Source organism: Halorussus salinisoli, from assembly GCA_005239435.1.
GTDB lineage: Archaea > Halobacteriota > Halobacteria > Halobacteriales > Haladaptataceae > Halorussus > Halorussus salinisoli.
This window is the reverse complement of record ML241305.1, coordinates 698,501-722,776: the sequence shown is the minus strand read 5'-3', so window position 1 is coordinate 722,776 and position 24,276 is coordinate 698,501. Positions and strand designations below refer to the sequence as shown.

Here is a 24,276-nt window from a genome sequence, read left to right as displayed (position 1 = left end):
ATGGGCGTTCTCGAATCGTTGGCCGACGATGGCGGCGGAGTGAGTTGGGCGCTCGTGGGAGTGCTGACACTGGCGATACTGGAGAACCTCGTCGACGGCCACCTCATCTGGACCGGGTTTCTCGCAGTCACGTTCGTCGTCCTCGTGTTGCCCGCGGCGGTGTTCCGGGACCGCTCGGCGATGCTCCCGCCGGAGGTGACGGCGATGGCGGTCCTTCCGGGCGTGACGCGGGCGCTGGGTCCCGAGTGGGTCACCGAGTATGCGACCTACGTCGGAGTCGCCGCGGTGGCGCTCGCGGTCGTGGTCGAGTTGGCGCTGTTCACCGAGGCGGAGATGTCGCCGTGGTTCGCCGACGTGATGGTCGTGTTGACGACGATGGCCGCAATCGGCGCCTGGGCCATCCTCCAGTTCTACTCGGACCAGTTCCTCGGGACCGAACTCCTCGGGTCGGCCGACGCCGTGATGTGGGAGTTCGTCAGGGCGACCGCCGCGGGTATCGCGGCCGCCGTCGTCTTCGAGTTCTACTTCGAGTACAACACGGCGAGTAACGCGACCCTCGCGGACCTGCCGGAGGGCGATAGCGGATGACCGACCTGCTCGACGACCGCCAGGAGCGACTGCTCGTCCGCCTGCTTCAGGCGGGTCTGTTCGCCATCGCGGTCTACGGGCTCTACCGGGGCAAGATAGGCATCGTCGTCAACGCTCTCGTCTCGCTGGCCGTCACGTTCGTTCCGGCGCTCCTCCGGCGGGACACGGACATCTCGATGGACACCGGCTACGTGCTGGCGATTTCCATTGCGGTGTTCGTCCACGCGGTGGGAGTCTTGGGACCGTACAGTTCGATTCCGTGGTACGACTCGGTGGCTCACAGTCTCTCGGCGGCTATCGTGGCGGGCGCGGGCTACGCCACGGTGAAGGCGATCGACCGCAACTCCGAGCGGACGAACCTCCCGGCCGAGCTCCAGTTCGCGTTCATCCTGATATTCGTGATGGCGTTCGGCGTCCTCTGGGAGATAATCGAGTTCGGAACCGGACTGGCGTCCCAGTTGTTCGGCGGCCAGGCCGTGTTGGCTCAGTACGGACTCAGCGACATCATCAACGACCTCGTGTTCAACCAGGTGGGTGCGGTCGTCGTCGCCGGGGTCGACGCCGCCCGGCCGAAAGACGCCGCCGACGAGGCGACCGAGGCGATGGACGACTAGCTTTTGGCTTCCCGTCCCGTATCGCGGTCCATGCGTCACGAACACCTCATCGTCACGGTCGAATCCGGGACCAAGGAGCGAATCGACGCCGACCTCGACGCGGGCGAGTCGCTCGAAGCGTGGGTCGCCGACGCGGTGGAACTGAAGTTGGCCGAAACCGAGCGCGAGGACGAAACCGACGAAAAACTCGACGCGCGCCACGACCGAATCGATGCGGACGAGGACGGGACGGACGACGAAGCGACCGACGACTACGACGAAGGGTTCGAGTACGTGGACGACTGCGCTATCTGACTACTCCGACCACGTGACGTTCCGACTGAGGACGAACACGAGCAGTGCCATCAGGAGTTGCCCGAGCAGGGCCTCGCCTCCGGCGATGGCTCGTGCCAGACCACCAAGCGGTTGGATGTCGCCGTATCCGAGGGTGGCGAACGTGACGGTACTGAAGTAGAGGCTCTTTCCGAACACGAAGAGGAGCCAGTTCCACTGCGACGTTTCGGGGTCGGACACCACGTATTGGATGGGCGTACCGGTCTCCTCCAACACCTCCTGTATCCCGCCGGTGACGGGATACAGCAACGCACAGAGGACGATGACGAACGCGGACGTTGCCATGACCCGCCACGGGTTGCTCCCGTACCCGGTCGTCCACCGCCACGCCTCTTTGGCCAGCGCGCGGGAGTACGACCCTCGGTCCCAGGCCTCGCGTCTCCGCACGTCCTTTCGGTCGAGATAGTACCCCCGCGAAGCCTGCGTCAGGCCGTTCTCCTTCGTGAGTCGCTGGAGTTCGCCGTAGGTCCAGTAGGTAGCCTCGTACCGTTCGAGACGCGAGGCGAGGTCGTCGCTCTCGGCGATCTCTTCCTCGTAGACCACTTTGTCGCCGAACGTCGTCGATTCGGCGATGCGGGCGTCCTCGAAGACGACGTAGTACAACCGCGCCCCGCAGAGGTCCGCCTCTCGAAGGTCGGTGCGGTCGAACTCCACGTGTTCGAGGTTCGCGCCGCGCAGGTTTACCCGCTGGGCGTCCACGCCCTCGAAGTGGGAGTAGCGGAGGTCGGCACCGCCGAGGTCGGTCCCTTCGAGGTTGCAGTTGACGAACCGCGAGTCCGTGAGAGTCATTTCGGCGAGCCAGTCGGTGTCGGAGAGTTCGACGTCCCGGAAGATGGCCCCGTCGAGGCGCTCCCCTACCGTGGGTGCGGCGTCCTCCAGTTCGCGTGTCGGCTTCTGGGCAATGTCGGCGTGCCAGATGCATCGGTCGGTGTCGCCCCAGACGGGTCGCCAGCAACAGACGCCACCGAGACCGGAGATGGCGCTGGCTTCGTGGGTGTGGCCGCATCGCTCCTCCGGGCTAGAGCGTCGTTCCCCCGCCGCGTTCGTCGCGTCCCCCGTTGTAGACTGCAGTTCCTCAGACATGGCGGACGTAGTACGTCTACGCTCTTTCAGTTTGTGACCGTCGGGCCGAGTCCCGCGGTCGAACGGCCCCACTACGTCCCCGCTGGCAGGGTCACCACGCCTCGACTGGCCGAGCACTACGCCTCGACTGGTCGGGCCACCACGCCTTTTCTCGCGCGTCCCGTTCGCTCCGACATGACCGACCTCCAATCGATACACGAGGAGATACGCCGAATCCGGGAGGAGACCGACGCCGACCGCGACGTGCGCCTGTCTCTCGACTCCATCGAGGAAGCGATGGCGGGAATGCGGTCGGAAGAGAACGACCCGAGACCCGACCGTCTCAAGGAGATCCGGGCGGAGATCGACCGTCTCGCCGACGACGCCTCGCCAGCCGTCGCCGACGAACTGACTCGACTGCAGGAGCAGGTCCGGGAGTACGAGCGCGAGAAACTGTAGCCGACCGGTGGGTGGTCCCGTGCAGTAGTCGCTCGCGGTTCGAAGACGTGTTTCTAACGCTTAGGTGCACATCTTTATTGTTTAAACATATACGAATATGTCCGGGCCGGGAAATCGTGCTCCCGCAGCGACCACCGATTTGAAGCACGTCGCGCTCCACGCCTGACGCATGAGCGAAGTCGTGGCGTTGACCCGCGAACTCGTCTCGATTCCGAGTCACGACGACGAGACCGAGGCGGGCGACGTTATCGAGAACTGGCTCCGCGAGGAGACCGACGCCGACGTTACCCGCGACGAGACGGGGAACGTGATAGCCAGACGAGGCACGCGCGGGGCCGACTCGCTCGCGCTCGTCGGCCACCACGACGTAGTGCCTCCGGGCGACTCCCAGACGACGGCGGAGGGTGAGTACGTGGTCTCCGAACGCGACGGCCGCCTCTACGGCAGAGGAACCGCCGACATGAAGGGCGCAGTCGCGGCCGCGATGCTGGCGTTCCGGGATGCCGACCCGAACTGCCGACTCGTCTTCGCCAGTTTCGTCGGCGAGGAGCAGGGCGGCATCGGCGCACGCGCCGCCATCGAAGACGGATTCGCGCCCGACTACGCCATCGTCGGCGAAGGCTCGACCGGTTACTCCGCCGAGGGCGTGACCGACGTCGCTATCGCGCACAAGGGTCGTCGGGGGAGTACCATCACCGCCCGCGGCGCGTCGGCCCACGCCAGCGAACCCGAAGCGGGCGAGAACGCGGTCTACCGGGCCTGCGACGCGGTGGACGTGGTTCGGGACCTCGACTTCCCCGCGACCGAAGTGCTCGGCGAGCGGGTCCGGGGGAGCGTCGCGGTCACCGAAATCGACGGCGGGAGCGCGTGGAACGTGATTCCCGAGACGTGTGAGGTGACGGTGGACGAGCGGACGGTCCCCGGCGAGCGCGCCGAACTCGAGCGCGTCGAAGCGATAGACGGCGTCGAGTGGCGCGTGGACCAGGACCTCCCGCCGATGCGGTGCGACGACGAGGCGTTCGCCGAGACGGTGTTGGCCGCCGCGACGGACGCCCAGTCCGGGTCGCCCGAACTCGTCTCGAAGCCCCACGCCACCGACGCCGGATGGCTGGCCGAGGCCGGAACGACCTGCGTGGTCTGCGGACCGGCCGAACCCGGCGAGGCCCACACCGACACCGAGAGCGCGAGTGTCGCGGTGGTAGAGCGATGCTACGAGACCTATCGCGCGGCGGCAGAGAACGTCTCGAAGTAAGTTTCACTTCGATTCGAAATCCTTCTTTTGATATCGGGTGACACCTTACGAACTCACGATGGCAAGCGAAGCCGCCGCCGACGAGGCGTCCGACACGTACTCGAAGTTTCTACAGCACGTACAGCGACTATCGAACGTCAAACACGCCGGGATGGTACTGAGTTGGGACCAGGAGGTCATGATGCCCGAAGGCGGCACGCCCGCCCGCTCGAAACAGCGCTCGGCGCTCTCGACGGTCGCCCACGAGATGCTCACGTCCGACGAGATGGCCGAGATGCTCGACGAACTGGAGGACGAGGACCTGTCCGACGACCGGCGAGCGGTCGTCCGCGAAATCCGACGCAAGCACGACCGGCAGTCGAACGTCCCGCGGGAACTCGTGGAGGAGATCTCCGAGGTCGCCTCGGAGGCGATGCCGGTCTGGCACGAGGCCAAGGAGGAAGACGACTTCTCGGCGTTCGCGCCGACGCTCGAAAAACTGGTCGAACTCAAGCGCGAGTACGCCGAACACGTCGACCCCGACCGCGACCCCTACGAGGTCCTCTTCGAGGAGTACGAACCGTATCTGGGCGTCGAAACCGCCGAAGAGGTACTCCAGTGCCTGCGCGACGAACTCGTCCCCCTCGTGGACGCGATTCGCGAGTCCGACGCCGACCTCGCCACCGACACGTTCGACGGCGAGTTCGACACCGACACGCAGGAGGACCTCGCCCGCGACGTACTCGACGAGTTGGGCTACGACTGGGACCACGGCCGCCTCGACACCGCGCCACACCCCTTCTCGTCGGGCAACCAGTTCGACGCTCGCGTCACGACGCGGTTCAGCCCCGACGAACCCCTCGGCGCGCTGATGGCGACTGTCCACGAGTTCGGTCACGCCACCTACACCCTCGGTCTCCCCCGCGAGGAGTACGGCACCCCGCTGGGCGAGTCCCGCGACATGACCGTCCACGAGTCCCAGTCGCGCCTCTGGGAGAACCACGTCGGTCGGTCGAAGGCGTTCTGGGAGCGATTCCTCCCGACCGTGAAAGAACGCTTCCCCGAAAAGCTCGGCGACGCCTCGGTCGACGACGTGTACGAGGCCGCCAGCGAGGTGTACGAGGACAACCTCGTCCGGGTGGAGGCCGACGAACTCACCTACCACATGCACATCGTGGTCCGGTTCGAAATCGAGCGCGACCTGATTCGCGGCGACATCGAGGTCGAAGACGTGCCGGAACTCTGGAACGACAAGTACGAGGAGTACCTCGGCGTCCGGCCCGACTCCGACGCCGAGGGCTGTCTCCAGGACATCCACTGGAGCCACGGCGACTTCGGCTACTTCCCGACCTACTCGCTCGGGAGCGTGCTGGCGGCCCAACTGTTCGCCAACGCCGAAGACGACGTCGAGAACCTGGACGAGAAGATCGCGGCGGGCGACTTCGATGACCTCCACGACTGGCTGACCGAGAACGTCCACCGACACGGGTGCCAGTACACCACCGACGAACTCGTCCGGCAGGCCACGGGCGAGGACTACACCGCCGACTACTTCCTCGATTACGTGAAGTCGAAGTACGGCGAGTTGTACGAACTGGACGACTACCAGTAACGACTGCTCGCGCCTTCGAGCGCGTCTCTTACTGTCTTCGGGAGGGAATGCGAGGACGTTACTCCACTGCCGTCTCGAGCGCTCCTCGAATCCCGACAACTGGTGACGAACACCACGCTCCTCGCCGCCACCCTCATTTTGATACGTTGGGGATGTGAGGGGAACGTATGGCCGAGGCTTACGACGACTTACTCGACCGGTACGAACGACTCACCGCGCTGGAGGACGGCCGCGGCGTCCTCTACTGGGACCAGCAAGTGATGATGCCCGAAGGCGGCACGCCCGCCCGCTCTCGGCAACTCTCGGCGCTCTCGACGCTCGCCCACGAGCGACTGACCGCCGACGAGACCGGCCGACTGCTGGACGCGGCCGAGAGCGAGGACCTGACCGACGAGCAGGAAGCGGTCGTCCGCGAGATTCGCCGGGAGTACGACCGGAAGGCGAAGGTTCCCGACGAACTCGTGGAGGAACACACTCGCCTCCAGTCGGAGGCCCAGGACGACTGGCGGGAGGCCAAGGCGAACGACGACTTCTCGGCGTTCGAACCCGCGCTGGAGCGACTGCTGGAACTTCGAGTCGAGAAGGCCGAACACGTCGACCCGTCTCGGGACCCCTACGAGGTGATGTTCGAGGACGGCGAACCGTACCTCGGTCTCGACACCGTAGAGCGAATCTTCGAGGAACTGAAGGACGGACTCGTCCCCCTCGTCGAGGACATTCGGGCGAGCGAGGACGTCCCCGACGTGTTCGAGGCCACCTTCGACACCGACGCGCAACTGGCGCTCTCGGAGGACGCGCTCGACTTGCTTGGCTACGACTGGAACCGGGGCCGTCTCGACACCTCCGCCCACCCCTTCACGTCGGGCAATCAGTTCGACGCACGCGTCACGACCCGGTTCGACGAGTCGGACCTCCTCGGCGCTATCGGTTCGACCATCCACGAGTTCGGCCACGCGACCTACGCGCTCGGACTCCGGGACGACGCCTACGGGTCGCCGCTCGGGAACTCGCGTTCCCACGGCGTCCACGAGTCCCAGTCGCGGTTCTGGGAGAACCACGTCGGTCGGACCGAGGAGTTCTGGGAACTGTTCCTCCCGACCGTGAAAGACCACTTCCCGCAGGTCTCGGACGTGACGCCGGAGGAGGCCTACCGGGCAGCCAACCGGGTGAAGGAGGACAACGTCATCCGGGTGGAGGCCGACGAACTCACCTACCACATGCACATCATCCTCCGGTCGGAGATCGAACGCGAGTTCGTCTCGGGCGACCTCGGTGTGAGCGAGATTCCGGCCGCGTGGGACGACAAGATGGAGCAGTACCTCGGCGTCCGACCCGACTCCGACGCCGAGGGCTGTCTCCAGGACATCCACTGGACCGGCGGGTTCGCCCGGTTCCAGAACTACACGGTCGGGAGCGTCCTCGCGGCCCAACTCTGGGCGACCATCGAGGACGAACTCGACGACCCCCGCGGCCTGATTCGGGAGGGTAACTTCGACCCGCTTCACGACTGGTTCCGCGAGAACGTCCACCGACACGGTCAGCGGTACACGACCGACGAACTGATTCGGGAGGCAACGGGCGAGGACCTGACGGCCGACTACTTCCTCGACTACGCGGAGGAGAAGTTCGGCGACATCTACGACCTGTAGCCGTCGATACCGGACTCTTCTACTCGGTCTCCTCGGCGCTTCCCTCGCGGACGATGACCGTGTTCGCGGCGAGGTCGCCGAGGCGTTTCCGCCGCTCCGTGAGCGCCATGCTGACGAAACCGAGGAGGTAGCCAGCGGGAAGCCAGTCCACGAATCGGAACGCGGTCCGTATCGCGGTGCTGGCGTAGGAAGGGCGCTCGCCGTCGTCACCAACGACGGCGATTCCGACCCCTCTCTTCCCGACCGTCTGGCCGGCACTCCCTTCGAGAACGACGTGATACAGGTTGGCGACCGCGAGTCCGAGCAGACCGACGAGGCCGAGGCGCTCGCGGCGCGAGCGCCCCGATCGGCCTGCGACGCCGACCACCGCAACACCGACGACGAGCAGGTCGAGGGGGTAGGCCCCGACGCGCGCCCGAACCGTCGCGGTCTCGAAACGGGCGGCGTTCACGGCCCGGACGACGGCCTCGGTGCAGATGTATCTACTCGCCGGAGGCCACAACGACTATCGGCCGACGGAGCGTCGAAGGCGACGAAGTAGCGTTCTCCGTCACGCGGATTCCGACGATGGTCGTCCCGCTTCACATGGGGTGGCGCGACGTGCTGTTCGCCAACTGGTCGGTCGACCCGCACGTCGTCGCCGCTCACGTCCCCGATTCGGTGTCGCTCGACACCTACGACGGCCGGGCGTGGCTGTCGGTTGTCGCGTTCACGAACGTGGACGTGCGCCCCTACTGGTTTCCGAGAGGTATCCGAATCCCTGAGGTGAACCTCCGTACTTACGTCACGCGCGAGGGACGGCCAGCCATCTACTTCTTCAATCTCGACGTGAGCGACCCGTTCACCGTCCTCGGCGCGCGCCTCCCTCACTTCCTGCCGTACTACTTCGCGACCATCGAGGTCGAGTCCCGCGACGGCCGGGTGCGATTCGAGAGCAGACGCCGCACCCCCGGCGCTCGCCCGGCGGCGTTCGTCGGGGAGTACGGCCCGGAAGGCGACCAGTTCGAGTCCGAGCAGGGTTCGCTGGCCGAGTTCCTCACCGAGCGTCACCGCCACTACACCGAGTCGCCGAGCGGACGGTTTCGGTACGCCGACGTTCACCACCCGCGCTGGCGGCTTCACTCCGCCGACGTGACCATCGAGGAGAACTCGCTGTTCCGCGCGAACGCTTTCGAGACGCCCGACGGCGACCCGGTGTGTTACTACAGTCCGAGCGCCGACGTGCTGGCCTCCCCGAATCGTCGCTGGAAACCGCCCGGGGTCGGGGAGGGCGCGAGCGACGGCGACGAGGACCGCGCGACGAGACGGGAACTCGGACGGGAGGTCGGGCGAAGGTCGTGACTACCGGCCGATAAACCGTCAGAAAACCGCCTCTTTGGAGCGGTTACGCGCCGGCTTCTTCGAGCGCGTCTTCGAGATCGTCGCGTTGAGTGACGCCGACGAATCGCTCCACGACGCCGTCGTCGTTCTCGACCACGATGGTCGGAATGGACCGAACCTGGTACTCGTTGGCGACGTCTTGGTGTTCGTCTACGTCGATCTTCTCGAACTCGACGCCGTCCCAGTCCTCCTCCATCTCTTCGAGGATCGGGTCCTGAGTCTTGCACGGGCCACACCAGTCCGCGTAGAAGTCCTTCAAGGTGACACTCATTGGTGTTCTGGCTGAACTATCTTCGCCGCGCGCATAAGGGTTTCCCACCAGCGCAACTTTTCCGCTTTCTCGATGGCACGGTCGTGCCGCGTTTCCCGAGTCGTAGCTACGTCACGTTCTCCAGGGCGTCGTTACGCCACGCTTTCGATGGCGTGGCGTCGCCACGCTCCGAAAGGTTTAGGCAATCGGCGAACGCACCGTCGGACATGAGCAGTGGCCAGAACTCCGGCGGACTGATGTCCAGTGCCGGACTCGTCCGGTACTTCGACGCCGAGGACCGCAACGCGATACGCATCGACCCCAAGACCATCGTCGCCTTCGGCGTCCTCTTCGGTGTCTTCATCGAGATTCTGAACATCCTCGGACTGTAGTTTCCGGACGCTTTCGAACTCCGCGACCGACTTCTCGTTTCTCGACGGCCGCCAGTGCTATCCGGGTCGGCGTCGCCGCTCCTCTATGCGAATCCCGTTCGTCAGTACCGCCGACGAGGAGCCCAACCGACGAACCGATTCCGACTCCGGGGCCGATTCCGACCGCGAGGCAGACTCTGCCCCGACCATCGGACTCGCCGCCCGACTTACGGAGGGTTCGAAGGCCGGACTCGTCGCCACCCTCGTGATGACGGCCTACCGCCTGCCGGTCTCTCGTTCGCTGCCGCCGACCGCGCGCTTCTGGTCGAAGTTCGTCTCCGGCGACGACCCGGACGACCACCCGATAGCGGCGCTCGCGTTGCATCTTGTGTACGGCACCGTCGGCGGGGCCGTCTTCGGCGCACTCACGCCCTTCGATTCGCGCCGCGGTTCGCGCGGGTTCCGACGCGCGAGGAGCGACGACGGTGACTCCCGAGAAACCGCCGCCCACGAAGCCCTCGGCCTGCTGTGGGGCGCGGTCTACGCACTCGCGCTCTCGGTCTTCGGCGAGCGCGTCGTGCTGGAGCGCGTCCTCGACATGGACCCCGACGTGGACGAGCGCCTCGTCTTCCACGCGGGCCACCTCGTCTACGGTCTCAGCCTCGGCACGATGTTCGGGTCCCGGACGAGCGACGACCGGTAGAAAGTATATCACGCGAGTGACCGTAGCGCCGGGCGTGCCAGCGAGCGACGAGGACCACGACGACGAAGTCCGAGCGGTGGTCGCCGCCGACCTCCCCGACGCCGAGGTGCGCGAGGTGACGCCGGTCGAAGACGGCGAGAACTCCGTCTACAGAATCGTCCTCAGCGCGGAGGAGGACCGCCGCGGACTCTTCCTGAAGGTCGGCGACCACCACTTCGCGGCCGGGTGTCGCGCCGAACCACACCTGCTCGACGCCGTGGCCGAGCGAACGGAGATTCCGGTCCCGACGGTCCGGGCCACCGGCCACCTCGATGGCGACCCCTACTTCCTCGCCGATGCGGTTCCGGGGCTGAACCTCCACTCCGGGCCCGAGGGACTCGCGCCGGAGGTCTTCGAGCGGGTCTGCGCCGACGGGGGTCGCTACCTCGGCGACCTCCACGCCGCCTTTCCGGCCGACGGCTGGGGGACGTTGGGCGTCGAGCGCGGCGCGGACGACCTCGGCTACGTCCGGGAGTTCTCCGACTGGCCGACCTACTTCGAGGCGTGGCTGAATCACAACGTCGAGCGGCTCGAAGACACCCGATTCGCGGACCTCCGCCGGGAACTCGAATCGCACGCTCGAATCCTCGCCGACGAACTCCTCGAGTACGGCCCCTTCGACCCCGTGCTCACCCACGGCGATTACCGACTCGGCAACCTGCTCGTGGACCCCGAAACCGGAGCGACCAACGCCGTCATCGACTGGGCGACGCCCACCGCCGTGCCCGCCGTCCACGACCTCGCCGTGACCGAGGCCATCCTGCTCGACTGGCCGGAGGTCGGCGAAGACCGCCAACGCCACCTCCGCGAACGCTTCTACGACGCCTACCGGTCGGTGAACCCCGACGTCCTCGACCGGCAAGGGTTCGAGACTCATCGCCGTTGCTGTCGGTTCGGCGCTCGCCTGCGACTGATGGTCAACCTCGACGAGGAGATGGCCGGTCGCGGGCAGACGGCCGTGGACGCTCGCGCCCGCGAGCACCGCGAGGCCCTGCGCACGTATGGGGTCGGGTGACGCGAAGACGCGCCACTTTTGCGCCCCGAATCCCTACTCGCGGGCATGACTCTCAAAGCGGGCGTCGTCGCGGTGCAAGGCGACGTGAGCGAACACGCCGAGGCCGTCCGGCGCGCCGGCGCGGCCCACGACCGCGAAGTGACGGTCGAGGAGATACGGACCGCCGGGACGGTCCCCGACTGCGACCTGCTGCTGCTGCCCGGCGGGGAATCGACCACCATCTCGCGGTTGCTCCACGACGAGGGCATCGCCGAGGAGATCGTCGCCCACGTCGAGGCCGGAAAGCCCGTGCTGGCGACCTGCGCGGGCCTCATCGTGGCCGCGACCGACGCGGGAGACGACCGCGTCGAGACCCTCGGAATCGCGGACGTGACGGTCGAACGCAACGCCTTCGGCAGGCAGAAAGACAGCTTCGAGGCCCCGCTGGAAGTCGAGGGGCTCGAAGAACCGTTCCCGGCGGTCTTCATCCGCGCGCCGCTCATCAGCGACGTGGGCGAGGGCGTCGAGGTCCTCGCGGAGTGGGACGGCCGACCGGTCGCGGTCCGGGACGGGCCGGTCGTCGGCACCTCGTTCCACCCCGAACTGACGCCCGATTCCCGGATTCACGGACTCGGACTGTTCGAGGCGGAGGGCGACGACGGCTCGACCTCCGATCAGTAACGCGAATTTCGCCCCACCCTTCGGGATGCGCTCGGCCCCACAAACGCCAGTTTGGGTGGACTGAAAGGGGCCGCGCGCTCGCGTTTACGTGGTCGTCTCTGCCGGGCCACTATTCGACGCGCCGAACCGCAGGTGAGGCGCGAGAATATCCCGCAGAGCGACCGCGACCGCGCGGGGGCTTTCTAAAACGCGTTTTCGACTACGGTTTCCTCCTTGCCGTCTGTTTAGTCTCGAAGCGGCGGGGCTTTCGAGAAGGCGCGTTCGCTGTTCTCGGCGGTCGTTCCGATTACGGTTTCCAGTAGGGCAGACTTTTCTTTCTGGCTCTCGTCGGTACGCACATGGACGCCGACATCGACGCGGTGCGCGTGGCGATGACCGACGACGGGCCGATTCCGGTCGTCGTGCTCGCACCCGACGACGAGGAGGGCGTACTCCCGATTTTCATCGGCTTCGAGGAGGCCGTCAGCATCGCTCGCGGGATGGAGGCCGAGGACATCGGCAGGCCGTTGACCCACGACCTGACGCTCGACCTCGTGGAGGAACTGGGCGGGCGCGTCACCAGCGTCGTCGTCTCGTCGCTGGAGGACAACACCTACATCGCGGATCTCCACATCGATACGCCGCGCGGTGAGACGGTGGTGGACGCCCGACCGAGCGACTCGCTGGCGCTGGCGGCCCGGACGAACGCTCCGATCGAGGTCGAGGCCGACGTGTTCGAGTCCGGCCGCCGAGAGCGCGAGGAGTTCGACCAGTTGCAGGACATCCGAGAGGTGGCGGAACTGGGACCATGAGCGAACGATCGACCGCTTCCGAAGACACCGACGCCGTACTCGACGAACTGTTCGCAATCGTCGAAGACCGCAAGGAGAACCTGCCCGAGGACTCCTACACCGCCTCGCTGTTCACCCACGAGAAGGGCGAGAACGCGGTGCTGGAGAAGTTGGGCGAGGAGACGACGGAACTGCTGCTGGCCGCCAAGGACGACGACCGCGAGGAGATCGCCCACGAGAGCGCCGACATCGTCTACCACCTGTTGGTCCTGCTCTCGATGAAGGAGATGGACCTCGCGGACCTGCGGGCGGAGCTACGCGAGCGCCGCTAATAACTCCGCAATTCTTTCGGCAATATATCCGTTCCTTAGATAAACAAATAGGTTTGCTTACGGTCGGTGCGCCCGCTCGCGCGTCGGCCTGTAGACGTAGACTCCTTCGAGTTGGAGACGTACCGATGCTCTACGCCACCTTCTCGAATCGGTGCAGAACCACGTCGCTGTCGTCGGACCACTCGAAGTCGTCGTGGACCCGGTTCAGTATCTCGCGGTACTCCTCCAGGTCGGCCATTCCCTCCTTTCGGGCGTCCTCGTCGGTCAGGTCGCCGAGCGTTCGCTCGCGGACTTCCACGACCTCGAACGACTCGCCGTCCACCTCGAACCGGTCGCCTTCGTCGGCGTACCGGTCGCCGCGGTGAATCTGGGATATCTGTCCGGCCAGTGCGCCGCGGCGCATCCGCTCGTTCGGAAGCAGGGAGTCGGCGTCGATTGTCGCCATGGCCGGGGGTTCGGACCACGGACGCAAAACCGTTGGGTAGGGCTACGCCTCGCGGAAGTCGCGGCGGCAGGTCACCCGCCGTTCGAGAGTTGCGCCCGAACGACGGCCGTCGCCTCGTTTCTCGACAGGTCGCCGAGACGCGAGTCCTCGCGGAGCGTCTCCATGATGGTCTCCGGTTGTTCGTTGAAGGTGAACTCGATGAACATCCCGGAGGAAGGACCGTGGCTCTTGCGCTCGGATTCGACGATGGAGTAGGTCGTTAGCTCCTTCATCTTGTTCACGTAGGTCTCTTGGTGGTACTGGTCGGTGTCGAGCGTGTCGGTGAGGAAGCGATAGACCTGATACCCCGTCGTACTCCTGGCGGAACTGTTTCCGCTCTCGTTTGCCACGGCCGCAGTCGCGTACAGACAGAGCTTCTTCTGGGTGCTGATTCCGCGCGTCACTTCGAGGACGCGATTTCGTTCCACCTTGTCCTGCGCTTTCCGGATGTGCTGTTCGGTGACGCGGTCTGCCCCCTCCCGTTCCGCGAGGTCGCCCGCGACCCGCATCAGGTCGATGGCTTTCCGCGCGTCACCGTGAGTCTGGGCGGCGAACGCGGCCGCGAGCGGGATGACGTCGTCTTCGAGAACGTCGTCGTAGAAGGCGTCTTCTCGGTGGTGGAGAATCGCTCGCAACTGGTTGGCGTCGTAGTCGTCGAAGTGAACGTCCTCGGGGGTGAACGAACTCAGCGCCCGACTCCCCACCGATTCGAGCATCTTCGTGTCGTTCGTAATCGCGGCAATCGAGACCTGCGCCGTGATGTCGTTGCTCGACCCGGCCCGCGAGAGCTGATAGAGGAGGCGCGAGAACGCGGGTTGGTCCTTGTCACGCCGACCGACGAGCATGTCGAGTTCGTCGAGGACGAACACGACCGTATCGTAGTTCTGGTTGACCAGTCGGTAGAGTTCGCGCCACTTCTCCTTGGTCGAGACGCCGTGCTGTGGAACTTCGAGGGGCACGTCCGCCTCGTCGGCGACCTTCCGCGCGAGTTCGTAGACGGCCGACCCGAGCGTGCCGATGTCTTGGCAGTTCATCTCGATGACGCCGAACCGGATTCCCCGGTTGTCACAGAGGCGGCCGATGTTCTTACACACCGCGTTGATGATGAGCGACTTCCCGGTCCCCGACGGACCGTACAGAAAGAGATTCGGCGGTCGATTGTCGCCGATTGCGACGCGAAGCATCTTCGTGACCTGCGTCAACTGTTCGTCGCGGCCGACGATTCGTTCCTCTTCGACGACCTCGTTCGGATTGAGCAGCGACCGGTTCCGAATGAGCGACTGCTGCTCGTCGAAGTCCAGAAGCATCTCCTCTATCGACTTCGACCCGTTCCCGGTCTCGGACGGTTCTTCGACTGCATCCGCGTCCTCTTCCGAGACTCGCGGTTCCGTGGAGAGCGAATCGACCTCGGTGTCGCGTAGAGAAGCGTCCCCCTCTTCGATATTTCCAACTGGGGCGTCGGAATCCATGCTTCGGGCGTCTCGGTCAGCCCATTAAACGTTGCCGTTATCGATGTGTTTTCCGCGTGCATACTTCGCTCCAGTACAGGATTCTCCTCTCTCGGTGGCGTAGCCCCCGAGTTTCGGTCGGGTCCGACGATGTGTTCGCTGCCGTAGAACCGGTCCGGTTGTCGTAGACCGTGTCTCCACGGACAGAGACACCTCTATCGAAGTGTTCGTCCGGGTCGGGTGGGGTGGAGGGACGGGTCAGGTCGCTGGTCGCCTTCTCGAGCGTAAACTCTGTGGTGGTCGGCCGGGAACGCCGTCGCTCTGCTGTAATACCACCGCTCGAACTCGAAGACTTTCACAGACCTCACAGTCACCTCTATCGAAGTGTTCGATGTGTTCTACTCCGTGCGTAACGACTGGTCTACCCTGTACGTAATCTCGAAGTAAGGGACACGAATCGGAGTCTGTCCGACTGCTCGCCCCGACTACGGAGCGTATCCCGATTTCGAAGCGTACCCTCGACTCCGGAACACATCGATAGAGGTGTCTCCGTCCGAGTTCTCCCCCGTTTCCAACACTTCGATAGAGGTGTCTAGCCGATAGAACGTCTCCTCCGGCGAAACACTTCGATAGAGGGGCGTGCCACGTCCTACCGGACTCGCGCTACGACGTCTCGTCTGATCGGCGCTACAAATCGATAGAGGTGAGGTCCACCGGTTCGCCCTCGACACGGAGAGACCGACTTTCGCTCACTCCTCGGCGACCCACGCGCCCACTGCCCCGGCGAGCGCGCTTTCGAGGCCCATCACCAGCGTGATGGCGACGCCGACGACGAGGACGCCACCGCCGAGCAGTGGGCCGAACGGTCCGAGACCGGCCGTGCCGAGGACGGCCACCGCGAAGCCGAATATCAGCGCGACGGCGATACCGCCGAGCGACCCGGCGACGAGGCCGTGCCACGCCCCTCGGCCCGCGCTGCCTGCCGCCATGTATCCCGCGACGAATCCGCCGACGAGACCCGCAGTTAGCTGACCCAGACCGGGGATAGCGAGACCGACGACGCCGACCACGGTCATGACGACGAACCCGACCACGACTGCGTACCAGTTGGTCATCTCCGCAGATATACGTTCTGCGTAGACATAAGGATTGAAGCCGAGCGCGACGACCGAGAGGTCACTCCAGTCGCGTCTATTCCAGTCCTACCTCCCGCAGTCGCTTGTTCCAGTCCGACCGACTACAGTTTCACCTACTCCAACCCTACCTTCTCGGCGTACTCCTCGAAGACGGCCCACGAGGGGTCGACCTCCGGATGTTCCACCTGCTCGCCGTCCACGAAGACGCCGTCGCCCTCTCGCACTGCTCCGATTTCGGCCGCCGGGATGCCCTCCGACTCCAGCGCGGCCAGCACGTCGCCCACGCCGTCGGATTCGACCGTCAGGACGAGCGTCCCCTCGCTGGTCGCGGCCCACGGGTTGATGCCGAAGAAGTCGCACGACTCCTCGACGCCGGGGAGAATCGGCACTGCGTCCGAGTCCACGTCCAATCGAACCCCACCGGCCCGCGCGAGTTCGACCAGCGCGCCCTGAAGTCCGCCTTCAGTCGCGTCGTGCATCGCGGTGACTGGGCCGGCCGCCGCGGCGGTCAGCGCGTCCCGGACCGGACTCATGTCCCAGAATCGCTCCTTGGCCTCGGTAATCGTCGCTTCCGGGAGGTCCACGGCGTCCTCGAAGAGCGTCACCAGAAAGCCCGCGACTTCGACCGCGGGACCCTTGGTGACCAGCAGGCGGTCACCCGGACTCGCGCCGTCGGGTCGCACGAGGTCCGCGGGGTCGCCGACCGCGAGGGTGGTCGCGCCGCCGACCCACGGGTACCGACATCCGCCGTATCGGGCGGTGTGCCCCGTGACGATGCTGACGCCCAACTCGCTCGCCTCGCGGTCGAAGGTCTCCCAGACCGTAGCGAACTCGCCGTCGGTCATCTCCGGCGGGAGGGTGAACGTGACCGCGAGGTGGGAGGGCGCGATTCCGGACACCGCGGCGTCCGAGAGCGCGACGTGGACCGCGAACCACGCCGCCTTCTCGAAGCCGAGCGCCGGGACCAGCGAGAGCGGGTCGCTGGCGAGGACGACCGCCTCGCCGCCGACTTCCACGACGCCGAAATCGACGCCGTGTTCGGGGCCGAGGCGCACGTCGTCTCGGTCGGCTCCGAGGTGGGGGTAGATGTGCCGGTCGAAGAACTCGCGGTCTACCTTGCCAAGGTCGGTCATTGGCGGAGATTGCGTCGGCGCGGACAAATCGGTGGTGATTTGGACGGAACTAGCGACGACGTTGGTGGAACGGGAGTCACCGTGGTCTCTACTCGACGGCGTCTCTCCAAGTCGGTTACTATCGGTAACTAAATGAGTGGAGGTAACTTTTTAACTATCGCCAGAGTACCCTCGTCTATGACCGACGCGACCGACCGACTCCCCGTCTGGTGCGCTGGCCAGGAGTGGTGTCCGATTACCGCGACCGCGATGCTCATCGGCAAGAAGTGGCACCCGGTGGTCATCCATCGACTGCTCGAAGGCGGACCGATGGGGTTCAACGAACTCAAAGAGGACGTAGACGGCATCTCCAGCAAGGTCCTGTCGGACAGTCTGGAGGATCTCGAAAACAAGCAGTTAGTAGACCGAGAGATAGTGAGCGAGAAGCCGGTTCGCGTCAACTACTCGCTGACCGAACAGGGCGAGTCGCTCGAGACCCTGATCTTCGAGATGCTCGACTGGGGGATGGAACACCTCCACTCGGCCGAGGACAAAGACGAAGCTATCGCCTGAGTCAGACCGAGCGTCGTTCCGGCATGGGTCGCCAGCGACTGTCCAGCGACAGTACCTTGGGTTACTCTCCTCTGGTATTTTAAATAAGTACTTCGCGCGCCCGCGAGAAGCACGCTTCTCACGCGATTCCGTATCAGCGCGCTCCCGAGACGGCTCGGTATTGGGGTGTGGACACAAATCGAGTGCCTCTTTCGACGTCCCGGAGGCTATCGACTCCTTTCCACGTCCGATATCCGATAGGTTATGCCTTGGATACGCGACGTGATGCCAATCCATCGCGAATACTATATTGCACGAGTTCCACAAAACTATTAAACGACCGTGGCTTGAGCCGTAGATATTCATGGTTACGACACAACCGTACACAACTACGGTGACAGAGCGATGATCGGTCTCGAAACGCTCGGTCCGGCCGAACGGGCCGTGGCCGACGTCGGCACGGTTCTCGGGGAGGCGATAGCCCTCTACGCCGGCTATGGAGCGATGACGACCGCACTGAGCGGGACGGTCCGACGGGTCCTCGGAGGAGGATCGTCGTGACGATGGAACTTTTCGGCATCGCGGCGACTGAACTCGGTCTCTTCGTCGGCTTTGGTCTGCTCGTCGGGACGCTGTTCGGATTCTTCGGGATGGGTGGGTCGTTCCTCGTCACGCCTGCACTCCTCGTGATGGGGTACGACTCGACGACTGCGGTCGGGAGTGGACTGGCCTTCGTGTTCGGAACCTCCGTCATCGCGGCGCTCCGGCACCGGGACCACGGACAGGTAGACTACAAACTCGGCCTGATGTTCATCGTGGGTATGACCGCCGGCATCGAGGTCGGAAAGGAGTTCGTCTACCTCCTGAAGGAACTCGGTTCGGCCGACATCGTCGTGAGCCTCTCGTACATCGGCCTGCTGACGACCGTCGGTCTGTTCATGCTCCGAGACGCCCGCGAGGAGGACGCCGACGGGGCCGACGACGAGGAGTCGGCGCTCGCCCGGAAACTCCAGTCCGTTCGGATTCCGCCGATGGTCTCCATCAAGGGCGGCGCGGAGGTGTCTCTCTGGTTGACGCTCGCCATCGCGGTGTTCATCGGCGTTCTCTCCGGTTTCCTCGGCGTCGGCGGGGGATTCCTACTCATGCCCGCGATGATGTACGGCCTCGGCGTCCCTGCCGCGGTCGCGGTCGGAACAGACGTGTTCCAAATCACCGCCTCGGGTGCGTTCGGCGCGTTCACCTACGCCGAGTCCGGCGCGGTGGACCTCTCCATCGTCCTGCCCCTGCTGGCGGGGAGCGCGATGGGTGCCCGCGTCGGTGCTGCCGCGACGACGCTCGTGGACGAAGACGAAATCACGGAGTACTTCGCCGCGATGCTGTTGGCAGGTGGGGCCGCCGTGGCGAGCAAGAACCTCGGCAACGCCTACGGAATCGAACTGCTGAACCGACTCAGCATGGCGCTCATCTTCGGGTCGGCGCTGCTGGTCAGCGGGGCCGTGGTCTGGGCGAGCATCGAGAGCCTGCGGGAAGACGAGACGACTACCCCCGCGACTGCCGACTGACGCTGCGAGACAGATTTGCTATCGCGTCAACTAATTTATCACACCGTACGCCAGTCGACGGGTACCGCCACCCGAGACCGAACGCTTTCCGAGCGACCTTCCGGGCGAGCACGGCGCGTCCTCCGAGAGAGTGCGGAAGTTAGTCGAAATCGAGCGGCGCACGGGCGGCACGCCTCGGCTGTCAGGGGACGAGTGCCGGGAGAACTTTCCGGACCGAGGCCGCCACTGCGGGACCGGTCTTCGAGAAGATGTTGAGCGAGATGACGAACAGCAGGCCCACCACGAGCCAGTTGAACCGGTCTTCGTCCACGCCCGTCCGGCGGAGATACGTGCCCGCGAACAGGCCGACGAGGGTCACGACTGCGAGGGCACAGCCGAGCCAGAGGCGATAGGTCGTCAGCAGGTCGGTGAACAGCGCCATCTGAACGATACGGGCGGTGAAGACGAAGGTGAACACCATCGAGAGGCCGCCGACGTACTGCTCGGTGTCGCGCTCGAAGGTGTGGAGATACGCAGGCAGGAGCGGTCCGAGGTTGGCCGCGGCGAGGAGAAAGCCCTCCAGCAGGCCGACGCTCCCGAGCGCGAGCGGGTTGTGGGCCTTCTCGACCGTGACGAAGTTCTTCGCCACCTCGAAGCCCACGTAGCCCAGAATCAGCAGGCCGATGAGGAACGGCACCACCGGATGCGTGCTGAACGTGTCGAGGAAGAACACGCCGACGATGGAGCCGACCAGCGCGAGGAGGATGAGCGACCATCGCTCACGGACGTAGCCGAGTCCGGTGTCGGTCTCGCCCACCTGAAACACGTTTATCATCCACGGCGGAATCGCAAGCACCACCACGGCCATCGTCGGGTCGATGACCGTGGCGAAGATGGGCGTCGTGATGAGCGCGTAGCCGAAGCCGATGGTGCCCTTTATCGCGCCTGCTGCGACCGGCAGGAGGACGAAGAGTGCCAGTTGCCACGCGGTCAGGTTCCCGTCGATACCCTTCGAGACGCTTTCGACGCCGGGAAACAGCGCGACTGCGCCGACGACGATGGCGGCCGTCGCGCCAGTCATCAGTACTTCCCGGTACCGGAAGTCGGTGAGATTGCCGACGAATCGCTCGGCACTCGTAGTCGTAGACATGAGCGGTTACTCCGGACTACGCACCGAACGTCAAAAGGAGAGTAGCCGTCGGAAACCTTCTCCGAGAACGGGTACGAAGGAACGACGGCGCAACCCGCGTCTCGGCGGGTCCGCGGCGTCGCCGTCCGGAATCGATGCGAATGCCGCGTCGTAGACGCCGGCAGTCCTTTCCGTCTCTCGGCGAAGTCACTGGTCGGATGGAGCAATCTATACAATCTTCTAATGAAAGAGTATACGTGTTTAAGACATATTTAGCTATCTTCTGGCGGGATAGTTCTCGTGCGTGCTCCGACCCCGGACGAACGTTTAAATCCGAGGACGGGACGAACTCGCGGCGATGGGACACCGCGCACTCCTCGCGTACCGCCGCGACGACGACCCCGCCGACTCGACCGACGAACACACCGGTTCGACCGACGATAGCCACGATTCGACCGACGATACGGACCCCTCGACCGGCGACCGAACCGACTCGTCCGACGACCTCCCGACCACCTGCGACGCCACTTACGACCTCCACCGTTCGCACTGGGGCGGGGCCGACTTCGCGCTCTCGAACCGCCTCTCGGCCGACGACCCCTTCGCCGCGGAGACCGCCTTCGCGGTGGACTCCGAACCCATAGCAACCGACGTCTCGCTGTCCGACGTCTCCGCGAACTATCTCGATTTCCTCCACCACGAGGCGTTCTATCGCGTCGGGACCGACTACCGGACGACGGCCTTCCACGTCTGCTGGTTCGGCCTCAAGTCGACAGCGAGACCGTCGAGCGGAGCGAGACGGTCGGGCACGGCGCACTCGTCGAGGCCCGCCCCGGAAACGCCGACTACTTCCGAGGCTGGTTCCGCGGGACCAAGGCCGTCGTCGGCGAGATGGTCGACCGGAGTGCGCTCGCCCGCGAGCAAGCCACCGACTGCCTCTCCGAACGCGTCGAGACGTGGGCCGACGACCGGACGGTGATACTGCCCGACTGACGCTACCGGGAACCTTCCATCTCTGCGACACGGGCCGCTTTAGTGCGCTCGTCGCCTACTCGGACCCAGTGACAATCGCAGACGGCGACTCGGCGAGCGGGACTCTCCACCGGCCGGACCCCGCCACGGCACGCGACCGCGTCGCCGCGGCGATCGACCGCGGGGCCATGACGACCGTCTTCGGCCGGTGTACGGTCGAGTACGAGGGTCGGGCCGCCAGCACGCTCGGTCCCGGCGACCGACTGGTCGTCCTCAAGCCCGACGGTACCGCGCTGGTCCACACGGACGAGGGGCAAAAGCCGGTCAACTGGCAACCGCCGGGGTGTAGCCACGAGGTCGGCGTCGAGGACGGGGAGTTTCGGATTCGAAGCCGCCGGACCTCGCCCGAGGAGCGACTGGTCGTCGCGTTCGAGCAGGTCGAGCGGATTTCGACCTTCGACGTGACCGACCGCAACGACCTCGCGCTGACGGGTACCGAGGAGGACCTCCGCCAGCGCATCCTCGACGACCCGGACCTTGTGGAAGCCGGGTTCCGACCGCTCGCCATCGAGCGCGAGACGCCCGCTGGCGCGGTGGACATCTACGGCGAGGACCGCGACGGCGCGACGGTCGTCGTGGAACTCAAGCGCAAGCGGGTGGGTCCCGATGCAGTTGGTCAGCTCTCGCGATACGTCGAGACGCTGGACCGCGAACTCCACGCCGACGCCGAGATTCGCGGGTTCCTGGTCGCGCCCTCCGTGACGGAGCGCGCCCGGAACCTGCTGGCCGAGAACGGGTTGGAGTTCGTCTCGCTCGGCCCGCCGGAGTGACGGCACCGCTCAGGTCGAAAACTCGTCGGGTTCGAGCGGGGCCGCCGTCCGCCAGTAGTGGTCGAACGTGTCCTGTGCCCACGAGTACACGGCCCGGTCGTCGGTGTCCACGGACGCCTGCAGGACGCCGTTCCCGTCGCGCAACAGCAGGTGGACCACCTCGTCGGCGACCGTCACCGCGAGCGGAATTCCCTCCTCGCGGACCCGTATCGCTACACCGTCGGCGTCGAGTAGCGACGATAACTGCTCGCGCAACCCCGGATCGTCGGCGAGCGCGCCGATGGCGCTCCGCGAGAAGACGCCCCGGAACGTTCCCTCCCCGGCGGTCGTCCGCTCGCGAATCCGCGCGAGGCTCTGTTCGTTGAACGCGTGGGAGAACACCCGGATCTCGTCGGCGCCGCCGAGCAGGTCGAGTACGCGCTGGACGGGCGCGTTCGGCCGCGTCTGACTCGGGACGGTGATGGTTGCGTCCGCGAGTCGCCGGAGGTCGAAGTCCATCGCGTGGGTCGGGAGGTACCGCACGACGTCGCGGAGTTCCCCCTCGATTTCGAGGATATTCAGCAGGTCGGTGAACCCCTCGGCGACGAGTCGCCCCGTCGCCGTCGCCGCGTACTCGCCGTCCTCGCGGCGTATCCACGACCGCTCCTCGAAGTCGCCGAGGATACGGCCGAGCGTCGCCTGCGACGCGCCCGTGGCCGCCGCGAGGTCGCTCCGCGTGTGGCGGTCGGCGGCGAGCAGTCGCAGCACTTCGACTCGATTGGGCGAGAGCGCGAGGAACTCGATTTCCTCCAGCGCAGACTCCATAGCCGATACTCGGTCCCCTCGCAGTAAACCGTTTTCGCACCGTGAAAATCTTTCACGACTCGAAGCCTCCGGCCGACTCACGGTTATTTCTTGCCGTGAAATAGTTTCTGAACGAAACTATAACCCCGGCGCTCCTACAGTACTCTATGATACGCTCTCTCGACGCGCCGCTCCTCGCAGGTCCGGCGCACGCGATACGCAGGGAGGTGGCGTGAACGTGGTCGAACGCCGCACCCTCGTCTTCTTCGCGGCCGTCAGCGTCCTCTTCGGCGGGACGTTCGTCGCCGCGAAGGCCGGCCTTGACTACTTCCCGCCGCTGTTGTTCGTCGCGCTACGGTTCGACGTCGCGGCCACGGTGCTGCTGGGGTACGCAGTGCTTACGACGTCGCGCGACGAGTTACTCCCGCGGACGCGGGGTGACGCTGCTGGCATCCTCGCGACCGGAGTTCTGGCCATCGGACTGGCCAACGCCCTGCTGTTCGTCGGCCAGCAGTACGCCACCAGCGCCGTCGCCTCTATCGTTTTCAGCCTCAACCCCATCCTGACGCCGGTGTTCGCGGCCGTTCTGCTGGCGGACGAGCGTCTCTCGGCTCGCGGGGCCGCGGGAATGCTCCTCGGTCTCGTCGGCGTCGGTCTGGTCGTCAGCCCCGACCCGGCGAACCTGCTCGGCGGCGACGCGGTCGGCAAGGCGATCCTGTTCACGGGCGCGGTGAGCGGCGCGCTCGGGAGCGTCCTCATTCGGTGGGCCGACGGAGAACTGTCGAGTACGGTCCGCACTGCGTGGGGGTTGCCCTTCGGCGCGCTGCTCTGTCACCTCCTGAGCTGGTCGGCTGGCGAGTCGGTCGCGTCCGTCACGTGGACTCCGGAGGCGCTGGCCGCGCTCGGGTACGTCGGCATCTTCGCCGGCGCGCTGGCGTACATCGCCTACTTCGGACTCCTCGACCGCACCGGCGCGATTCGCGCGAATCTCGTCTTCTACCTCGTGCCGGTCGTGGCGACGCTCGGCGGGTGGGCACTGCTCGGCGAGAACGTCTCGTCGCTCGCGGTCGCCGGTTTCCTCACCATCTTCGCCGGGTTCGCGGTTCTCGGCAGCGAGTCGATAGACGTTCGAGGACTCTTCCGGTCTCCGTTCGCCGACCGCGCGCTTACCGACGGCGGGCGTCCGACCGACGACCAGCACGTCTGCGAATCCGACTGACC

At 65.5% G+C, this 24,276-nt stretch carries 28 protein-coding genes and 1 pseudogene; 20 read left to right on the top strand and 9 right to left on the bottom strand.

The window, feature by feature from the left end:
* From E2484_RS03660 to E2484_RS03650, 3 genes are read left to right on the top strand one after another with little or no spacing between them, the layout of a single operon-like run.
* Window positions 1–588: a hypothetical protein gene (locus E2484_RS03660; protein ID WP_137283857.1), complete on the top strand. Its 588-nt coding sequence runs from the start codon at window positions 1–3 to the stop codon at window positions 586–588.
* Window positions 585–1,202, top strand: a complete 618-nt coding sequence (locus tag E2484_RS03655) for a hypothetical protein (RefSeq protein WP_137283856.1) — start codon at window positions 585–587, stop codon at window positions 1,200–1,202. Before E2484_RS03660 ends, E2484_RS03655 begins: the two co-directional genes overlap by 4 nt.
* Window positions 1,203–1,232: 30 nt before the next feature.
* Complete coding sequence (locus E2484_RS03650; protein WP_137283855.1) at window positions 1,233–1,496, top strand: hypothetical protein; 264 nt, start codon at window positions 1,233–1,235, stop codon at window positions 1,494–1,496.
* Here E2484_RS03650 and E2484_RS03645 read toward each other — a convergent pair whose 3' ends face one another.
* The gene (locus E2484_RS03645) at window positions 1,497–2,618 is read right to left on the bottom strand and encodes a pentapeptide repeat-containing protein (RefSeq protein WP_137283854.1); all 1,122 of its coding nucleotides are present in this window, start codon (window positions 2,616–2,618) and stop codon (window positions 1,497–1,499) included.
* Between the two features lie 174 nt (window positions 2,619–2,792).
* On the opposite strand from E2484_RS03645, the gene E2484_RS03640 reads away from it, so the two are divergent.
* The 4 genes from E2484_RS03640 (at window position 2,793) to E2484_RS03625 (ending at window position 7,548) form a co-directional block, all read left to right on the top strand.
* Window positions 2,793–3,056 carry a DUF7553 family protein gene (locus E2484_RS03640; protein WP_137283853.1) on the top strand — a complete coding sequence of 88 codons (264 nt, stop codon included), beginning with the start codon at window positions 2,793–2,795 and terminating at the stop codon, window positions 3,054–3,056.
* Window positions 3,057–3,225: 169 nt separating this feature from the next.
* Entirely contained in the window at window positions 3,226–4,308 is a 1,083-nt protein-coding gene (locus tag E2484_RS03635; RefSeq protein ID WP_137283852.1) for a M20 family metallopeptidase, read from the top strand.
* 58 nt (window positions 4,309–4,366) lie between these two features.
* Window positions 4,367–5,899, top strand: a complete 1,533-nt coding sequence (locus E2484_RS03630; RefSeq protein ID WP_137283851.1) for a carboxypeptidase M32 — start codon at window positions 4,367–4,369, stop codon at window positions 5,897–5,899.
* Between the two features lie 167 nt (window positions 5,900–6,066).
* Window positions 6,067–7,548 carry a carboxypeptidase M32 gene (locus E2484_RS03625; RefSeq protein ID WP_137283850.1) on the top strand — a complete coding sequence of 494 codons (1,482 nt, stop codon included), beginning with the start codon at window positions 6,067–6,069 and terminating at the stop codon, window positions 7,546–7,548.
* A gap of 19 nt (window positions 7,549–7,567) precedes the next feature.
* Here the strand turns inward: E2484_RS03625 and E2484_RS03620 are convergent, their stop codons facing one another.
* Window positions 7,568–7,999: an RDD family protein gene (locus E2484_RS03620; RefSeq protein ID WP_170977230.1), complete on the bottom strand. Its 432-nt coding sequence runs from the start codon at window positions 7,997–7,999 to the stop codon at window positions 7,568–7,570.
* Between the two features lie 116 nt (window positions 8,000–8,115).
* On the opposite strand from E2484_RS03620, the gene E2484_RS03615 reads away from it, so the two are divergent.
* Window positions 8,116–8,889, top strand: a complete 774-nt coding sequence (locus E2484_RS03615) for a YqjF family protein (RefSeq protein WP_137283848.1) — start codon at window positions 8,116–8,118, stop codon at window positions 8,887–8,889.
* 43 nt (window positions 8,890–8,932) lie between these two features.
* On the opposite strand, the gene E2484_RS03610 is transcribed toward E2484_RS03615, so the two are convergent.
* Window positions 8,933–9,199, bottom strand: a complete 267-nt coding sequence (locus E2484_RS03610) for a thioredoxin family protein (RefSeq protein WP_137283847.1) — start codon at window positions 9,197–9,199, stop codon at window positions 8,933–8,935.
* A gap of 206 nt (window positions 9,200–9,405) precedes the next feature.
* Here E2484_RS03610 and E2484_RS03605 point away from each other — a divergent pair, with 206 nt between their 5' ends.
* The 6 genes from E2484_RS03605 (at window position 9,406) to hisE (ending at window position 13,068) form a co-directional block, all read left to right on the top strand.
* The gene (locus E2484_RS03605) at window positions 9,406–9,570 is read left to right on the top strand and encodes a preprotein translocase subunit Sec61beta (RefSeq protein ID WP_137283846.1); all 165 of its coding nucleotides are present in this window, start codon (window positions 9,406–9,408) and stop codon (window positions 9,568–9,570) included.
* 85 nt (window positions 9,571–9,655) lie between these two features.
* On the top strand, window positions 9,656–10,252 hold the full coding sequence (locus E2484_RS24730; RefSeq protein ID WP_170977229.1) for a hypothetical protein: 597 nt from the start codon (window positions 9,656–9,658) through the stop codon (window positions 10,250–10,252).
* A gap of 34 nt (window positions 10,253–10,286) precedes the next feature.
* A complete protein-coding gene (locus tag E2484_RS03600) occupies window positions 10,287–11,306 on the top strand; it encodes a phosphotransferase family protein (protein ID WP_170977228.1) in 1,020 nt (339 codons plus the stop codon).
* Between the two features lie 45 nt (window positions 11,307–11,351).
* On the top strand, window positions 11,352–11,966 hold the full coding sequence (pdxT, locus tag E2484_RS03595; protein ID WP_137283844.1) for a pyridoxal 5'-phosphate synthase glutaminase subunit PdxT: 615 nt from the start codon (window positions 11,352–11,354) through the stop codon (window positions 11,964–11,966).
* 338 nt (window positions 11,967–12,304) lie between these two features.
* A complete protein-coding gene (locus E2484_RS03590) occupies window positions 12,305–12,757 on the top strand; it encodes a bifunctional nuclease family protein (protein ID WP_137283843.1) in 453 nt (150 codons plus the stop codon).
* The gene (gene hisE, locus E2484_RS03585; protein ID WP_137283842.1) at window positions 12,754–13,068 is read left to right on the top strand and encodes a phosphoribosyl-ATP diphosphatase; all 315 of its coding nucleotides are present in this window, start codon (window positions 12,754–12,756) and stop codon (window positions 13,066–13,068) included. Before E2484_RS03590 ends, hisE begins: the two co-directional genes overlap by 4 nt.
* A 130-nt stretch (window positions 13,069–13,198) precedes the next feature.
* Here the strand turns inward: hisE and E2484_RS03580 are convergent, their stop codons facing one another.
* From E2484_RS03580 to E2484_RS03565, 4 genes are all read right to left on the bottom strand, one after another.
* Window positions 13,199–13,513 carry an ASCH domain-containing protein gene (locus tag E2484_RS03580; protein ID WP_137283841.1) on the bottom strand — a complete coding sequence of 105 codons (315 nt, stop codon included), beginning with the start codon at window positions 13,511–13,513 and terminating at the stop codon, window positions 13,199–13,201.
* Between the two features lie 71 nt (window positions 13,514–13,584).
* Window positions 13,585–14,859, bottom strand: coding sequence for an orc1/cdc6 family replication initiation protein (locus tag E2484_RS03575; protein WP_321111808.1), 1,275 nt, complete (start codon window positions 14,857–14,859; stop codon window positions 13,585–13,587).
* An 890-nt stretch (window positions 14,860–15,749) separates the two neighbouring features.
* Window positions 15,750–16,115, bottom strand: a complete 366-nt coding sequence (locus E2484_RS03570; RefSeq protein ID WP_137283839.1) for a DUF5518 domain-containing protein — start codon at window positions 16,113–16,115, stop codon at window positions 15,750–15,752.
* Between the two features lie 134 nt (window positions 16,116–16,249).
* On the bottom strand, window positions 16,250–17,269 hold the full coding sequence (locus tag E2484_RS03565) for an AIR synthase family protein (RefSeq protein WP_137283838.1): 1,020 nt from the start codon (window positions 17,267–17,269) through the stop codon (window positions 16,250–16,252).
* A 177-nt stretch (window positions 17,270–17,446) separates the two neighbouring features.
* Here E2484_RS03565 and E2484_RS03560 point away from each other — a divergent pair, with 177 nt between their 5' ends.
* The 3 genes from E2484_RS03560 to E2484_RS03555 all read left to right on the top strand — a co-directional run bounded on the left by E2484_RS03560 (window position 17,447) and on the right by E2484_RS03555 (window position 19,362).
* A complete protein-coding gene (locus E2484_RS03560; RefSeq protein WP_137283837.1) occupies window positions 17,447–17,821 on the top strand; it encodes a winged helix-turn-helix transcriptional regulator in 375 nt (124 codons plus the stop codon).
* Between the two features lie 384 nt (window positions 17,822–18,205).
* Window positions 18,206–18,361 (top strand): DUF7512 family protein, encoded by a 156-nt coding sequence (locus E2484_RS24725; RefSeq protein ID WP_170977227.1) that lies wholly within the window; start codon window positions 18,206–18,208, stop codon window positions 18,359–18,361.
* 2 nt (window positions 18,362–18,363) lie between these two features.
* Entirely contained in the window at window positions 18,364–19,362 is a 999-nt protein-coding gene (locus tag E2484_RS03555) for a sulfite exporter TauE/SafE family protein (RefSeq protein ID WP_137284053.1), read from the top strand.
* A 181-nt stretch (window positions 19,363–19,543) separates the two neighbouring features.
* Here E2484_RS03555 and E2484_RS03550 read toward each other — a convergent pair whose 3' ends face one another.
* On the bottom strand, window positions 19,544–20,491 hold the full coding sequence (locus tag E2484_RS03550; protein WP_137283836.1) for a TSUP family transporter: 948 nt from the start codon (window positions 20,489–20,491) through the stop codon (window positions 19,544–19,546).
* A 337-nt stretch (window positions 20,492–20,828) separates the two neighbouring features.
* On the opposite strand from E2484_RS03550, the pseudogene E2484_RS03545 reads away from it, so the two are divergent.
* A pseudogene (locus tag E2484_RS03545) lies at window positions 20,829–21,463 on the top strand (DUF6735 family protein).
* A 68-nt stretch (window positions 21,464–21,531) separates the two neighbouring features.
* Window positions 21,532–22,272 carry an endonuclease NucS gene (nucS, locus tag E2484_RS03540; RefSeq protein WP_321111706.1) on the top strand — a complete coding sequence of 247 codons (741 nt, stop codon included), beginning with the start codon at window positions 21,532–21,534 and terminating at the stop codon, window positions 22,270–22,272.
* A gap of 9 nt (window positions 22,273–22,281) precedes the next feature.
* Here the strand turns inward: nucS and E2484_RS03535 are convergent, their stop codons facing one another.
* On the bottom strand, window positions 22,282–23,076 hold the full coding sequence (locus E2484_RS03535) for a helix-turn-helix transcriptional regulator (protein WP_137283834.1): 795 nt from the start codon (window positions 23,074–23,076) through the stop codon (window positions 22,282–22,284).
* 217 nt (window positions 23,077–23,293) lie between these two features.
* On the opposite strand from E2484_RS03535, the gene E2484_RS03530 reads away from it, so the two are divergent.
* On the top strand, window positions 23,294–24,274 hold the full coding sequence (locus E2484_RS03530; protein ID WP_137283833.1) for a DMT family transporter: 981 nt from the start codon (window positions 23,294–23,296) through the stop codon (window positions 24,272–24,274).
* Window positions 24,275–24,276 lie beyond the last annotated feature (2 nt).